This window comes from Scytonema sp. PCC 10023 (assembly GCF_963920835.1).
Lineage (GTDB): Bacteria > Cyanobacteriota > Cyanobacteriia > Cyanobacteriales > Nostocaceae > Kalymmatonema.
In genome coordinates, this window is sequence record NZ_CAWUDP010000004.1 from 209,046 (window position 1) to 225,013 (window position 15,968).

The following is a 15,968-nucleotide window of genomic DNA, read 5'->3' on the forward strand; positions in this document are numbered from 1 at the left end:
CATTCATTATCACGACTTCTCCCCCAACACGACTGTAGAATCAGCAGTACGCCCAAACTCTTCTGGTGCATATTGCAGGTGGACTTGCGCCCCAGGATAGAGGAATGTACCCGGAGTCACAGAACGTACTAAGTAGTGGAGGCTGTAAACGCCTGGTTCTAGGTGGTCGGCGTAGGCGATAATGCGATCGCGATGGATAGTCCTGAAACCAAGTTGCCAACTGTCTGCTTTTGCCTGTAATGTAGGTGTCGTAGTTTGAAAACTCGCATCCACCGCTTCAAAACCAGCTGGTAACGGGTCGCTAATTATCACATGATTCACAGGATGATCGGCAATAATTTCTAAACCAATATCAAACACCTGTCCAGTTTCTACAGTCAAAGGTTTATCAGAAGCGTATAAACCAAATTGCAACACTTTATCTCTCGTTCCCTGACTCAGGCTGGAAACGGCAGGGCGAATTTCTCTTGTAATTCGTAAACCGTTAAATCTCCCTGGTTGATTTCCCTGTAAGCGGTAGCGATAAGCGACTAAATAGTGCAAAGTGCCATTTCCAGATTTTCGCAGTTGCAAATCATGACGCCCACGTGGTAACTTATTCATAGGCAAATTCACTTCTAAGCTGGGATTACTGTAACCTTCAAAGCGTCTTTCTCCCAACTTTTTACCCGCCAATTCCACTGTAGCAACAAAATTCGGTGGTGTTGGTTGCAGTTGGCTGTATTCCACCAAAGCTGTAAGCGCTTGGGCATTGTTATAATCAGTCTGCCATGTCCCATTGCGACGTAGTGCCAACAGACTTTGCAATAACCTATCGATAACTTCCGGTTTGTACTGCTGGGTAACAAACAGGCGTAAAGCTTGTGCTTGCGCCGTCGTCGGTGAACTCATCCATCCCCAACTGCGCGGTAAACTGATAACAGCTGTACGACCAGTATCATATATATTTTGTTGCAACTGGCTCAACAATTGTTTCGATTCATCTTGCCATTCTGGGAACTGCGATAAGTATCGCGTCAGTTTAATCTGAGTCACGACATCAAAGGCGTCGCGTTGGCGATAGATATCTGCAAGGAAAGTATTGCGCTTGTCTCCCAATTCTGCCAAAGCCATCAAAGCATTAAGTTGCAGTTGACTTTTACATGGCTGCTGTTTGCAAAAGTCGTATTGTCCGGGGTTCGCCAGCATTCTTTGCAAATATCCTTTGAGACGAGATACCATTTTAGTATCTACCAAATCCGGAAACGCCTGATTAGCTAAAGCTAGAGACTGGGCTGCATAGGAAGAAACCCAAGGATCTGACTTTTGTTGTCCAGGATAAGCAGCAAAGCCACCATCCGCTAGCTGAAGTTTTTGCAATTGCCCAAGAGTTTGGGAGGCACGTTTGCTAGGATGAAAATCTGCAAAAGTCTGGCTGTATTTTTGAGATAAAGTTTGCAGATTAGATGCAATGAGTAACTGACTCGCCGCAGGTTCTGCGAAAGGCAAATCATCATCTTCCCAAACTTGTTGTGCTGGTGCTTTAATCTCTGGTATCAGGGTACTTGCCAGTTGAATATCTAAGCCTCCCGCATCAGGGAAAGTGTTTTTGTCAACATTTAAAGGAATCTTCGCCTGATTTGCAGTGACGCCTGTCTCAATCACTTGTTCTGTGATTTCTATGGGCTTAATCTCCAAAGGCACTTCAAAAGCATCTGCTGCTGTACGATTTAATTGAGTCGTAAAGCGAACCTTGCCTTCTCCCACACTACCTGCTACCATCGGAAAGCGATATGCACGGGTAGCCGTTTCAGCCTGGGTTTGCAAATTCGCAGATGTGGGGTTATTCTCAGCAAACTTGACTGTACCGCCGAGTTCACCATGAATTGTTAAACTTCCTGTGTTACCAGTGTTGTTGGTGACGGATAAGCCAGCGAGGATGCGATCGCCAGGACGTGCAAATTGTGGCAGTATGGCGTTAGTGATCAACGGCTTAGTTGTGATGAAAGTCGCTTCGGAGTTGCCGAAACGTAGATTTCCATCAGTGGCGATCGCCATCACGCGCCATGTGGTTAAGTCATCCGGTAGTTTAAATGTGACTTGTGCTTTACCCGTAGCATCTGTAAGGACAGAACCATTGTAGTAAGCTAGAGACTGAAAATCTGTACGGACGCGGGTATTTGCTGCACCTGCTGACAATCCACCACCATAACCCCAACCTTTGGGTTTGGCTATATTTTGTTGATCAACTACGACATTTCTTCGGTTATCGCTAAAGCGGGTAGATATCGGCTGTTCAGCGTAAACTATATCTATTAAATTCGGCGGACGATAACCAGAAAGCTGTAACACCGCTTCATTCACAACCATGACTGTGAACTGTCCTTTGCTGGGGTTTCCTTGGTTGTCTTTGAGTTCTAGTTGTAGAGTTTGTTCTGCACCAGGTTCTAGCGATGTTTGCAGTGGAGTCACTTGCACTTTTAAATACTTGTCTTCCAAGTTCACTTTAAAGGAAGCAAAGCCTATCCGCAACAGGTTGTCTAAACTTCCTGGTTCCAACTGGTTAAGAGGCGCACCTTGTCTTACCAACACAGCTTGTACAGCTGCATTTGGCAACATTTCTGGTGTGACTTGGAATTTAATTTGCGGTGCGCCTCCCTTAACTTTGGTAATCTGTTGATAAAGGGGTTTGTCCTTGACGACAGCAAAGTACAGTTCTCCTTCTGGATAAGGAGATTGAATCAACGCAGTAACAGTTTCACCTGCTTTGAAGGTAGTTTTGTCGAGTTTAATTTCCAGTCGGTCTTTTTCTCCCTCACCCCAATACACTGGATTTTCACCAGTTGCCCAAATTTGCAAATCTGTTGCGCCTAAATCATCCCTAGCATCGCTAAAATTAGCACGGATACGGTAGGAACCAGATTCTTTTGGTGTCAGCGTTACAGATTGAGGACTGTTTGTAGATGTAACTTCTGTTTGTCCTACTGTCTTGTATTCAACTTGGTTTTTTCCCGTCCGACTCCCTTCTACTAACTGAGTCACACTACTATATTTCATCTGTTGTAGTTCCAGACGCACCCGTTGACCTGGAAGTGGTTTTCCTGTAGAATCAGTGACGATGACTATGATGGGAATATCTTTGCCAGCCTCAGCAACGAAATGAGTTTTTAAACCAATCAGGCGATCGCTTGGCAATGCTGTAAAAGTTTTAGAATTCGCCACAGACAGATTAGAAACGTCTGCCACTTGCACATCAACACGATAAATCATCGGATAAGGTAAATCTTTCGCCACAGTTAGCGTTTGGTTACTTTTACCATTTGCATCAAGTTCTGCATTCGTTTGCAACACATCGCTTGGTACAGAAGGCGGTTCCTCAGGAAATAACCATTGTCTGCCAAAAGAATATTCCTCCCAACCTTTCGGGATAAAACGAGTTTGCTGACGAGTCACAAAATATTTCGCTTGTCCTCCTTCCACAGGAGAACCAAATAAATACTGACTTGTAGATTTCGCTTCTACCTTGTCGTTAATTAAGACAAATTCTTTATCCAAATCCAGTTCTACTTTGAAATTAGGCGGTTTAAATTCAGCCACGCGAAATTCACCAGAAATTTCTTGTCCGTTTTTCCCTTTCGCCTGGATGGTATAGTAGCCTAAACGTTGAGTTTTATTGGTTGGTAATTCTAGAGAAAACGTACCAAATTCATTTGTTGTTTTCGTACCTAAATCTGTCTTCTGTCCATCCGGATTGACAAGCGTTAATTGATAAACAGCATTTTTATCCTGCTTGATTTCGCCATTTTGCAAGTAGTCAGCGAAACCAGTCAACGAAGCTTTTTCTCCTGGTTGATATAACTGTCTATCTGAGAAGATAATTCCCCGCGAGACAGGCTTACCATTCTCCCAACCTGCATCAAGTCCATAGCCAAAAGCACCGCTATATTCTTCAGTGCGAGCAAACGCCCAATCTTGATTTTCACGCGCAATAACTAACAATTGAGGTTCTTTTGTAAAGCTTTTATTTCCTGCAAAACACTGACGCAAATTTTCACGATTTATCCTTAGTGTGCCATTATCATCAGTTTTACCTGAAGCACAAGGTACAGGTTGAGGGCGAGATTTTGACTCTAATTGTGATTGATAAATTTCGACAGCAGCAGATTTGACTGGTGAACCATCAGCAAGGTGATGAACTCTAATAAAACCTGATTCGGGAAACCACTGTGTAAACACACCCAAATTCGTCAGTTGAACCATTCCATAAGTCGTAGGTTCTCGCCACAGTTCTTTTCCATTTTCTTTATAAGTATTCGTGCGTGCTTGTACTCCATAAGCTAACATTCCTGTAGCAGCACCAAGTTTTTCTCTGATAGGAACAGCAACTTCAACTTGCTGATTTTTCTTATCTGATACTTTGAAGCTTTCCCAGTCACTTGGTTTTGCTAATAAATCATTACCATTGCCCCTGGGATAAGCAGAATTGAAATAAACTAAATCTGTTGGTTGAACAACTTTATAAGCTGCTTTGTAATTTGATTCTGGCAAATTTGTTGTAGCAATATTTAACCGTAAGTCTTTCGCAGATGGGAAAATATTTAAACCTTCAGGAACCCAGAGACTTCCTGCCAAATCTCCAGTGTCATATTTCGCTGTGACAGGGTTACCCAAAGTCTGCCCAAACTTATCTTTGAGATTCGCACCAATAGTAAATGTATAAGTCGTTGCAGGTTCTAAAGCATAAGGATTGATAGTGATAATTTTTTCTTGATCAATTGCTTGTATAATTCGTGGAATAGATTTTGGTGCAGGATTAATTTTAATATTTTCAATAGCTGATTCAGCAACTAAGCCATTGTTAAATTCAAGCTGAGGGCTACCATTCACAAATCTTCCATAGCTTCCACCAGCATCTGGTTGACCATAAAACTTAATCCCCTGAAAATGTAAGGGAGAATAAGTTGATAACTTACTGACAAATGTTTGCTCACTGGGTAAATTACCATAAGCTGGACGTATCCCAGGAGAAAATTCTAGGCGATAATTCGTCGCTTTTTGTAAATTTTCTTGCAGAGTTAAGTTATAAATCCATTTACGTGTTGAAGAATCGAATTTTTCCAAAGGGTCTAGAGGTTCCGATGGTTTCTCTTCTTTGGCAAATTCTACCTTAAACCGCACACCCTTGTTTTTTCCTTGGGGAATCAGTTGTAAATGCTTCTGTACCGAAGCTAAATCTAGTTCTGTATTCGAGGTGAATTGCAATTTGTCCTGTAAATCAATCGGTTCAAGTTCAGACTTTTCTATAGGATTTTTACCAGGTAAGTTAGTTATTTGGATAGGTTCAGTATTGAAAGTCCAAGCCAAATCTTTGTCGAGACGGTGATTTTTTAAATCCGCCATGCCTGCTTTCAGGGTAACTTGAAACCGCGTCGCTTTTGGCATGGCTTCATCAGCTTGAAATCCCACCATACGCGGTGTCAAAAATCTAAAATGACCAGGTATAGGTGGTAATATTTCAAACTTTTGTAACAAACTTTGTTGTTCTGGACTATCAAGACTTTCAACGGGAATTAAAGGTTCTTGAAACCGGATGCGGATTTGGTTCAGAGATTTCGTGTCTGCAAATGGGCTAATCTGTTCGATCCAATCTGGTAATTGCGGCGGTGCGAGTTGTGAAACCGTAGGAAGTTGCTCTCTTCCTGGGGAGATGTTAACAAAATGACAGTTTGCTATTCCTAGCATAAGTGTTAGGAATAGCAGAGACTGCATAAAAATTCTTATGAACATATTTAGCACGACGTATAGTATTAAAGTTTAAGCAATTAAAAATTTAAAAATTATGACAAGCGAAAGTGTCGTGGACAATGCCCACGCGACAAAGCTATATAAGGATGATTTACATTGATACCCAAGCTAGTCTGATTGTTCCGGAAATGGATAGATTTTTTATATGAAGTATTATGTAAATATTAAATAGATTGCAACATTAAGAAGAGTAAAAATTAAACCACAGATGGACACAGATGGACACAGATAAATAATTACTTCATTCAGATGAAAAGGGCTATAAAGCTTTATTGTTACAGCTTGGAAATATTTCCTGATTCTGTCAGAACCATAGCGCAAAATTTAAGGTATGTCTTGCTGTGCAGGGGATTCATTGATGGGGTTAGGTTTGGGGTGGCTTGTTCAGATGAGAAAGAAAATTTGGCATCAGCGCGATCGCCCTAAGGGCAGTGGCAAAGCCAATCGCACAAGAGGCAAAGTTATCATTGGCTTACTGCTGATATGCCTGACAGTGCGCTTACTCCCATATTTCGCTCCCATTCACACCGCAGATATCGCACAACAGCAACTCGCACTCGAATTTACGGATCGCAATGGATTACCACTGGGAACGTTGCTTACTCGTGACCAAGAGCATACATCTGTGGTGCCATTAAATCAAGTGTCTTCCCATTTTATCCACGCCATTCTCGCAGCAGAAGATGGGGACTTTTATGATCATGGGGCGCTGGATCTCAAAGCAGCAGCCCGCGCACTTAAGGACGCAATACACACTCAAAGAATTGTTTCCGGTGCTTCTACAATTACCATGCAGTTGGCGCGGATGTTAGATCCAGTCTCGCGCACCCTATCAGGCAAAATTCAAGAAATTTGGCTTTCTTGGCGGTTAGTCGCTGGAATGAACAAAGATGAAATCCTCTCTTCTTACATCAATCGTTTACCAATGGGAGGGAATATCTATGGTGTGGAAGCAGCTGCTCGTACCTATTTTTCCATACCTGCGAACGATCTGAATCTTGCTCAAGCTAGTTTGCTCGCTGCTATCCCTAATAATCCCACTTACTTTGACCCACTGCAACATTATCAACGCTTAAAGCAGCGGCAGAAATACGTTCTCAATCGTATGGTACAAGATAGGTACATCACTCGCTCTCAAGCAGAACGAGCATATGCTGAAGAAATTTCGTTTCAGTCTCGCAAACGAGGAATTATTGCTGCACCACATTTTTTGTTTTGGCTAGCAAGTCAGCAAAGCACCCCACCCCTAACCCCTAAGCGCAAGCCTTACTTTTCACAGGTTCTGGAGAACCTCTCTCCAAACCTCTCTCCACCTCTCCCTAACCCTCCCCTAAAAGGGGAGGGAAGAGGAGCAGCTTTTATACTGAGAGAGGCTTTTAATTCTCCCCCTTCCCTATTAGGGAAGGGGGCTGGGGGGTTAGGTTCCGCGTTGGTTTTTCCAGATGACGTGAAAAGTCAGAAGCCCAAGCAGGGAGGGGCAAAATCGGTGAGGAATTCTAGCCCTATCCGCACCACCATAGATCGTCCCTTGCAACAGTTTGTGGAAGCACAGGTGCAGCAAGTACTTTCCAGCCTTGCTGCTAACAATGTCCATGATGCAGCTGCTTTGGTGATTGATAACCACACCGGGGAAGTTTTGGCTTATGTCGGTTCGCCTGATTACTTTAATGAAGCAAAGCAGGGAAGGAATGATGGTGTTCAGGCGCTGCGTCAACCAGGTTCTACTCTCAAGCCGTTTCTGTATGAGTTGGCTTTGGAAAAAGGTGTGATTCGCCCAAATACAATTCTGGCAGATGTCCCTGCTCACTACGCAATTCCCGGTGCAAAACTCTACAGTCCTACAGATTATACCAAAAGCTTCCTCGGACCAGTGCGGGTGCGTGTGGCTTTGGCAAATTCCCTGAATGTACCAGCTGTACGAGTGCTAGAAAAAGTTGGTGTGCAGGCTTTTTTGGATCGTCTCCACGAGTTGAGGTTTGAACACCTCAACCAAAGCGCAGAATACTACGGGTTAGGATTGACTTTGGGTAGTGGCGAAGTCAGTTTATGGGAGTTGGCTAGAGCTTATCTCACTATGGCACGACTGGGAGAAGCAACGTCGCTGATAACTACATTTAATCAACTAGAACCTCACCCCCTAATCCCCACGCCAGTCGCCTCAACGGGGGAAACCCCCGCACGGCGCTGGCTCCTCTCCGCAAGCAGAGAGGGGGGCATTTACTCCCCTCCTCGCTTGCGGGGAGGGGCTGGGGGTGGGGTGACGACATGGCAATTAATGACTGATATGCTAAGCGATCGCCATGCACGTGCAACAGCATTTGGTGTAGACTCAGTGCTGAGTTTACCGTTTCCTGCTGCTGTTAAAACTGGCACTTCCTCGAATTTTCGCGATACTTGGACGGTTGGATTTACCACTGACTACACCGTCGCCACTTGGGTAGGTAATTTCGATGGCGATCCAATGCGCCAGGTTTCTGGAGTCACAGGAGCAGCACCTTTGTGGAATCGGATTATACTACACCTACATGAGCATCAAGAACCAGCAAGTTTTCCCCCTCCAAAAGATATGGTACAATTACCCATCTGTGCAAATTCGGGGTTACGACCAACACCAGATTGTTCTTCAGTAGTACAGGAATATTTTTACGCAGAAAACCTTGGGGAGTATGAACGTCAGAACCGTTTCACTTTGTCTGGTGAGTATGATGAGTGGTTGGCAAGGCAAGACCAATCTAGTTTGACTTCTATTTCAATTTCTGATACAGATTCACACAATTTACCACATTCTCACACGCCTGATGTCTTCGACTCAAATGAAAACCGCCATAACAAGCTAAAGATTCTATCTCCTCATCAGGACGATGTATTCTTGGTGTATCCAGGTGACGAGACGAAGCAAAGACTGGAGTTTAAGCTTGCAGGAACATCCGCAGCGGCTGTGGAGTGGTGGCTGAATGGTGAAAAGTTAGCTACATCATCTCATTCTGTATTTTGGACTCTGCGCCCTGGTACATGGACATTGGAAGCGAAAAATGGTGGAATGAGTGATCAGGTGAGTTTTCAAGTAGAATTAGCAAGCGTAAAACCCACACGTCGGGGCTTTTCTCTTGGTAATCCTTAACAAAAATGTCCTACCCTACCCTTAAAACAGTGAACAGCTACCTACGCAGTGACGCCTGCTATGGTGGGGGATTTAAACCCGCCACCAACGCTCTCTGGTGCTCTTGGTGTGGTGTTTCCCCCAACGATGAAACTGATAACCCTTCGGGTTCGCCAGTCGCCTACGGAGGGAGACCCTCCTGCAGCGCTGGCTCACTGATAACTGATAACTGGTAACTGTTAAATAAGCCGTCCGTTGGATATCTATGCGTCTTAGCAGTTGGTTTAATAAATTTGTATAAAAAACGCAGTATAACAAACACTCTACTGTTAAAATATCTCACCATGCAAGAACAAAAACTAACTGCACACACAGAAATTTTACTGGAACCAGGCACGTTGTGGAAACGTGTTATAGAGCAGACTGAGCATGCTCTCCGATGCAAAGCGCTGGTGTCAATTCCAACAGAGTATGAGTTCGTAGAACAGGGAGGCGTTCGCTTCTTGGTGCGAGTTTTATCCAACCTTGCGCGTAAAGAGGCAGCTAAGCAGAAACAGGAAAAACAAACCACCTCTTCTGGTAAGGAGTTCAATCCTTTTCTTCCCTATGAGGAGGATTTATTTGTTGCGGATATTTCCGACACCCATGTATGCATCTTGAACAAATACAACGTTGCTGATTATCACCTGCTGCTCATCACGCGTGCGTTTGAGGAACAAGAAACTTTACTGACGCTGCAAGATTTTACAGCGATGTGGGCATGTTTAGCCCAAATTGATGGTTTAGTATTTTACAATGGTGGTAAGACCGCAGGTGCGAGTCAGCGACACAAGCACTTGCAACTTGTTCCACTTCCACTCGTACCCACTGAACCGCAGATACCCATTGAACCTCTGCTTGCATCTGCCAAATTTCAAAATGTTGGCACTATACCGGAACTTCCTTTTGTACACGCCTTTACAAGACTAGACCCTGATTGGGCAAAATCTCCATTACAAGCGGCTCAAGCAACGCTTTTGTGCTATAATAAGATGCTGCGTGATTTGAGCCTAAAAAACGGTGACATAAGTTCAAACAGGCAATCTGGTGCGTACAATCTTCTGGTTACACGGCAATGGATGTTGATTGTACCGCGATCGCATGAATCTTTCGAGTCCATCGCCGTCAACTCACTGGGATTTGCGGGTTCCCTTTTCGTACGAAACGAGCAACAAATGCAGATTATCAAAGATCTTGGACCTATGACCCTACTAGAGAGGGTCGCCATACCAATAAAATAGGAGCAGACACATGTGGTATAAGAGCTTTTGGTTCGCCCTAGGAACTTGTTTGGTCATTGGTGAAGCTCTTGGTTTGTCAGGCGAATCTGCACTAGCTCAAAGCAATATCACAGTTGATAACACCTTGGGTGCTGATACAACCGTAGTCACACCCAGTGTCAATATTAATGGTATCAACAGCGAAGTCATTTCTGGTGGGGCAACTCGAGGAGTTAATCTCTTCCACAGTTTTCGCGAATTTAATGTTGATTCAGGACGAGGAGCCTATTTTACCAATACTGCTGGCATTGAGAACATTTTGACTCGAGTCACGGGAACAAACCCCTCCAAAATTTTTGGTATCTTGGGTGTCATAGGCGGTCATGCCAACCTGTTTCTCATGAATCCCAATGGAATCATCTTTGGAGAAAATGCTCGTTTGGATATTAGGGGTTCGTTTGTAGGAACGACAGCTAATGGTATTGGCTTAACCAATGGTGACATTTTCAGTGCAAATCCACTAGAACCTTTACCATCTCAATTACTAAATGTCAATCCCAATGCCTTTTTATTTAATCAAATTGCCAATCAACAAATTAATTCTATTCAAGTCAATAAAGCCACGCTATCGGTTCCTAATAGTAGGAGTTTGTTATTATTAGGCGGCAATGTGAGCTTGGACAATGGAACATTGCAGGCTCCCAATGGTGCAGTGGAGTTGGGGGGAGTCGCAGGTTCGGGAAAGGTAGGGCTTGAGAGTCGTGACAACAATCTTGCCTTGAGTTTTCCCTTAGATATACAGAGAGCCGATGTATCGTTTATCAACAACGCTTCAGTTAATGTCAGCGATAAAGGAGCGGGTAGAGTCGGAATCACCGCTCGTAACATAGACCTGTTGGAAGGAAGTACAATTTTTGCTGGTATAGAAAAAGGCTTAACAGCAAGTAGTTCACCAGGGGGAGACGTTACGCTCGATGTTACTGGAACAGTGAAAATCAATCAGCAGAGCCAGATTGTTAATGTTGTTAATACTGGTGGCGTTGGTAGTGCGGGAAACATTTATATTCGCGCTGGAGATATTTCTATAAATAATGTTGCCAGAAAACCTAATTCGACTGTTGAGCCGGCACTCAATACTCAGCCTCAGGGAAAAGGACGTGGTGGAGACGTATCACTGGAAGCAACTGGCTCAATTTCGTTAATTGGGCAAGATGTCAGCCCGGAAGACAAGGTAATTTCGACTTTCAGCATAAGAAACGGACTAGGGGGCGGAGATATATCACTCAAAGCCAACGGTTCTATCTCTTTATCAAATGCTTTTCTTGTCAGCAGCAGTTTTTCTGATGTCAGAGGTGCAGGAAACATATCACTGCAAGGCAATGAATCAGTGTCTTTAGCTGATAACAGCCAACTGGCAGCCAACAGCTTTAACAGAAAAGATTCTGGAAACATTACAGTACAATCAAATGGTCCAGTGTCTTTGCGTAATAGCTTTCTCCTCACTGAAGTTGGCAGTGAAGCCGCAAATTTCCCCGGTGGACAAGGTAATGCTAATAATATCAATATTAATGGGCGCTCTGTTTCTATCCTTGCTGGGTCCCAAGTGTCAACACAAACGAATAGTGGCGAGAGATCTGGTAATATTCAAATCAATGCTAAAGAATTTGTCGAAATCTCTGGCAAGAAACCATCTCTAGGTGCATTGAAGCCGCGTCGATCGCCTGAAGCTAGTGAGTTGAGAACGCGGAGTGAGCGAAGAGCTAGAGGTCCAGCAGGTAACATCACTGTTAATGTTAGTACTGGAAATTTACGTGTATCTGACAAGGGAAGTTTAACCGCAGAAACCCGCAGCGCGTCGCGAGGAGGTAATATCACGATTCGTGCCAAAGGGGTGGAGTTGACGAATGGTGGTCAATTTATTACCAGTACCTCTGGTCGGGGTGATGCTGGTGACATAGATATTCAAGCTAATGAGATTTCCATAACTCATCAGACAAACGATACTAAGACGAGTGGGATATTTGCCACGACATCTGGCACCGGTCGAGGCGGAAATGTGAACATAACGACTGAGCAGTTCACTGTTCAGGATGGATCGCAAGTCACTGTCAGCAGTCAAGGAACAGGGAGTGCAGGCTCATTATTCATCAGGGCTAACTCGATTACGCTGGACAACGAAGGCAAACTACAAGCAGCGACTGCTTCTGGTGAGGGTGGTAATATTGATTTGCAAGTGCGTGATTTTATCTTGATGCGTCGCAATAGCTTGATTTCTGCTGAAGCTGGCAACAATGCTAATGGTGGAGATATCACCATCAATGCTCCGTCGGGTTTCATCCTCGCCGTCAAGAGTGAGAATAGCGACATTATTGCCAACGCTGACCAAGGGAAGGGAGGTAGAATTACGATTACCTCTGCTGGGGTTTATGGACTCCAGAAGCGTCCTGAACTTACTGATTTGAGCGATATTAATGCCAGTTCTCAGGCAGGTCCTCAGTTAAATGGTACAGTGGAAATCAACAATCCCAGCATCGACCCGAGTCAGGGATTAGTCAACTTGCCAGTGGATATCGTGGAACCACAAGTATCCCAAGTGTGTCAAGCTGGTGCAAATCGACATGAAAACAGATTTGTCATTACTGGACGTGGAGGCTTAGCAGCCAGTCCCACAGAACCCCTGATCAGTGATGCTGCGATCGCAAACTGGATTGTTGTTGACTCTGAAAATGAAACCCGCTCTACACAAAGTGTCAGCAGCAATCCCCATAAGCCCACACCACAACCGATTGTAGAAGCTAGCGGGTGGGTGATAAATGCCAAAGGTGAGGTATTTCTGACAGCGAATGCATCTACTGTCACGCCTCATAGTTCTTGGCGTCCGGCAACTCATTGTAGTGTTTAACCATGAAAAATTTATAGCTACGTGTAAGGTTTTTGCACTCCTCCACGGAATAATAACTAATTAACCGGACTTGATATTATCCCAAAAAACAAGAGACAGTATTTAATGAACCCACATTCCGCAGGTAGGTAAAAAATTCTGGTTAATTTTAAAATCTTTGTATAATAAGACTTTCAGGTATCTACATGGTGCAGCGCTTGCGACTGGAACATACAACACCGATTATCAACTTGTGGCTTAATGTGTAAGTCCTAATTACTCTGCCCGTAAAGAGTAGATAAGCAGTTGTAGTGGTACTGGTGATAGTACGGGCTTCTACAAACCATTACACTTCTTCCCTGATGAATAATCAAGCGCGTGTCAAAACGATTTTGCTGCTGGCTGCAAATCCTAGAGATACTTCTAAACTGCAACTTGATGTAGAAGTGCGGGAAATTGATGAGGGGTTGCAACGAGCAAAGAAGCGGAAACAGTTTAAATTAGAGCAAAAGTGGGCTGTGCGATCGCGTGATTTTTACCGCGCTATTCTCGACACTCAACCGCAAATTGTTCACTTTAGCGGACACGGGGCTGCGGAGGATGGAATTGTTCTCGAAAATGAGATGAAGCAGATGGTGTATGTACAAGCTGACGCGCTAGCAAGTATGTTTAAGCTGTTTGCGAGAAAGGGTGTGGAGTGTGTTGTTCTCAATGCTTGTTATTCAGAAGTGCAAGCAGAGGCTATTAGCCAATATGTAAAATATGTCATTGGCATGAATAAAGCTGTGGGTGATGAAGCAGCTATTGCCTTTGCTGTGGCATTTTACGATGCTCTAGGTGCTGGGCTAGATATAGAGGATGCCTACGAGTTAGGTAAATCTCAGATGATGGCTTTTATGGAGCATCAAACTCCGGTTCTGAAGAAAAATGAATTAACTGATGTCTCAACTACTTTTGAAACAGATGTTATTCCACCCAACCCTTACCAGGGATTGTCTGCTTTTGGGGAAGAGGATGCAGCTTTCTTTTTTGGACGGGAGACTTTTGTGAATGAGTTACTTCAAACGATTCGCAAACAGCCTTTGGTAGGTGTAATTGGTCCGAGTGGTAGTGGTAAATCTTCTGTGGTGTTTGCAGGACTGATTCCCCAGTTGCGAAGTGAGGGAAACTGGCTGATTTCATCTTTTCGTCCTGGTAATCAACCATTTTATCAGTTGGCTTGTGCGTTGGTGCGTTTATTAGAGCCAGAACTGAGTGAAACTGGACTACTACGGGAAGCGGCGGGACTGGCAGGTGATATGCAGCAGGGTAGAATTACTTTGCAGCAAGTAGCGTATAGCATTAAAGAACGCAACGGTGGTAAACGTCTGTTATTAGTTGCAGATCAGTTTGAAGAACTTTATACTCTTTGCCAGAAGGAAGAACAAGAAGGCTTTGCTGATGCAATGCTTGCTGCTATTTCTCAAGAAAATCTCACACTGGTTTTCACCTTACGAGCTGACTTTTACAGTTATGTGCTTTCCTACCGTCCGTTTCGGGATGCGTTGCAGCAGTTTACACCTCAGTTGTTGAGTTCGATGAAACGGGAGGAACTAGAAGATGCGATCGCACTACCTGCACAAAAGTTAGAGGTGCAATTAGAAGCGCAACTGACGCAACGAATTTTGGATGATGTGGGACAAGAACCGGGTAATTTGCCTTTATTGGAATTTGCTTTAACTCGACTGTGGGAGAAGCAAGAAAACCGGGTGTTAACTCACCAAGCATACGATGAAATTGGCGGAGTTAAGAAGGCGATCGCTAATCATGCAGAAGAGGTTTATCAACAACTTAATGAGTCACAGCAAAAACAGGCAGAGCGAATTTTTGTACAATTAGTGCGTCCTGGGGAAGGGACGGAGGATACTCGACGTATAGCGACTCGTGCGGAAGTTGGGGAAGATAATTGGGGCTTGGTGAGTTATTTGGCGGGGTATCAAGCGCGGTTGGTGGTGACGGGGGGAGACCTAACGCCCCTGCCCCCCTTCCCTAGCAGGGAAGGGGGGATTGAAAGCCCCTCCCCTCGTAGGGGAGGGGTTGGGGGAGAGGTCTCTTTCGCACAAGATACGGTAGAGGTGGTGCATGAAGCGCTGATTCGGGAATGGGAAACTTTGCGAAAGTGGATAAATGCTAACCGTGAATTTCGCACTTGGCAAGAACGGCTGAAGGTAGGATTACGAGAGTGGAAAAATAACAACCATGACTCTGGGGCTTTGTTGCGTGGTGTGCCGTTGACTGTGGCAGAAGATTGGTTGCACAAGCGTACCGAAGAAATGACGCAGGAGGAGCGAGATTTTATTCAAGTTAGCGTTCGACAACGAAAACGCAGGCAGCAATTTCTTGTTTTTGGACTGTCTGGTGTTTTTGCGGTTATTTCTGGCTTGGGTGGCTTTAGCTGGTTGCAATGGCGGCAAGCACAACAAATTCAGATAGGTCAAAGTGAAGCCCTTGCTAATTATTCCACTGAACTTTGGAATCAAGACAAAAAGTTTGATGCCTTCATTGAAGCTTTACGTTCCGCAAAACCACTGCGCTCAAAAGATAATCCTCCTCTACAAGTTGTAGCTACCTTGCTCAACGCTGTTTATAATGTCAAAGAACGCAATCGCTTGCAAGGGCATAGCTCTGGGGTCTCGAGCGTGGCATTTAGCCCCGATGGCAAAACCTTGGCTTCTGGCAGTGATGACAACACCATCAAACTCTGGGATGTGGCAACAGGCAAAATTTCGCAAACCCTGACTCGGCATAGCTCTGGGGTCTCTAGCGTGGCATTTAGCCCGGATGGCAAAACCTTGGCTTCTGGCAGTGATGACAACACCATCAAACTCTGGGATGTGGCAACAGGCAAGCATTCGCAAACCCTGACTGGGCATAGCTCTGGGGTCTGGAGCGTGGCATTTAGCCC

Annotated in this window: 5 protein-coding genes; 4 read left to right on the top strand and 1 reads right to left on the bottom strand. The window is 44.5% G+C overall.

Annotated features, from left to right (window positions below; all coding sequences use genetic code 11):
- Nucleotides 1-9: 9 nt before the first annotated feature.
- Nucleotides 10-5,748, bottom strand: a complete 5,739-nt coding sequence (locus ACM0OZ_RS04560) for an alpha-2-macroglobulin family protein (protein WP_414581621.1) — start codon at nt 5,746-5,748, stop codon at nt 10-12.
- Nucleotides 5,749-6,142: 394 nt separating this feature from the next.
- Here ACM0OZ_RS04560 and ACM0OZ_RS04565 point away from each other — a divergent pair, with 394 nt between their 5' ends.
- The 4 genes from ACM0OZ_RS04565 to ACM0OZ_RS04580 form a co-directional block, all read left to right on the top strand.
- Nucleotides 6,143-8,905 (top strand): penicillin-binding protein 1C, encoded by a 2,763-nt coding sequence (locus tag ACM0OZ_RS04565; RefSeq protein ID WP_414581622.1) that lies wholly within the window; start codon nt 6,143-6,145, stop codon nt 8,903-8,905.
- Between the two features lie 323 nt (nt 8,906-9,228).
- Complete coding sequence (locus tag ACM0OZ_RS04570) at nt 9,229-10,164, top strand: ATP adenylyltransferase family protein (RefSeq protein WP_414581623.1); 936 nt, start codon at nt 9,229-9,231, stop codon at nt 10,162-10,164.
- 10 nt (nt 10,165-10,174) lie between these two features.
- Entirely contained in the window at nt 10,175-13,045 is a 2,871-nt protein-coding gene (locus ACM0OZ_RS04575) for a filamentous hemagglutinin N-terminal domain-containing protein (RefSeq protein ID WP_414581624.1), read from the top strand.
- A gap of 341 nt (nt 13,046-13,386) precedes the next feature.
- On the top strand, nt 13,387-15,968 hold a 2,582-nt coding region (locus ACM0OZ_RS04580; RefSeq protein WP_414581625.1), incomplete at its 3' end, for a CHAT domain-containing protein.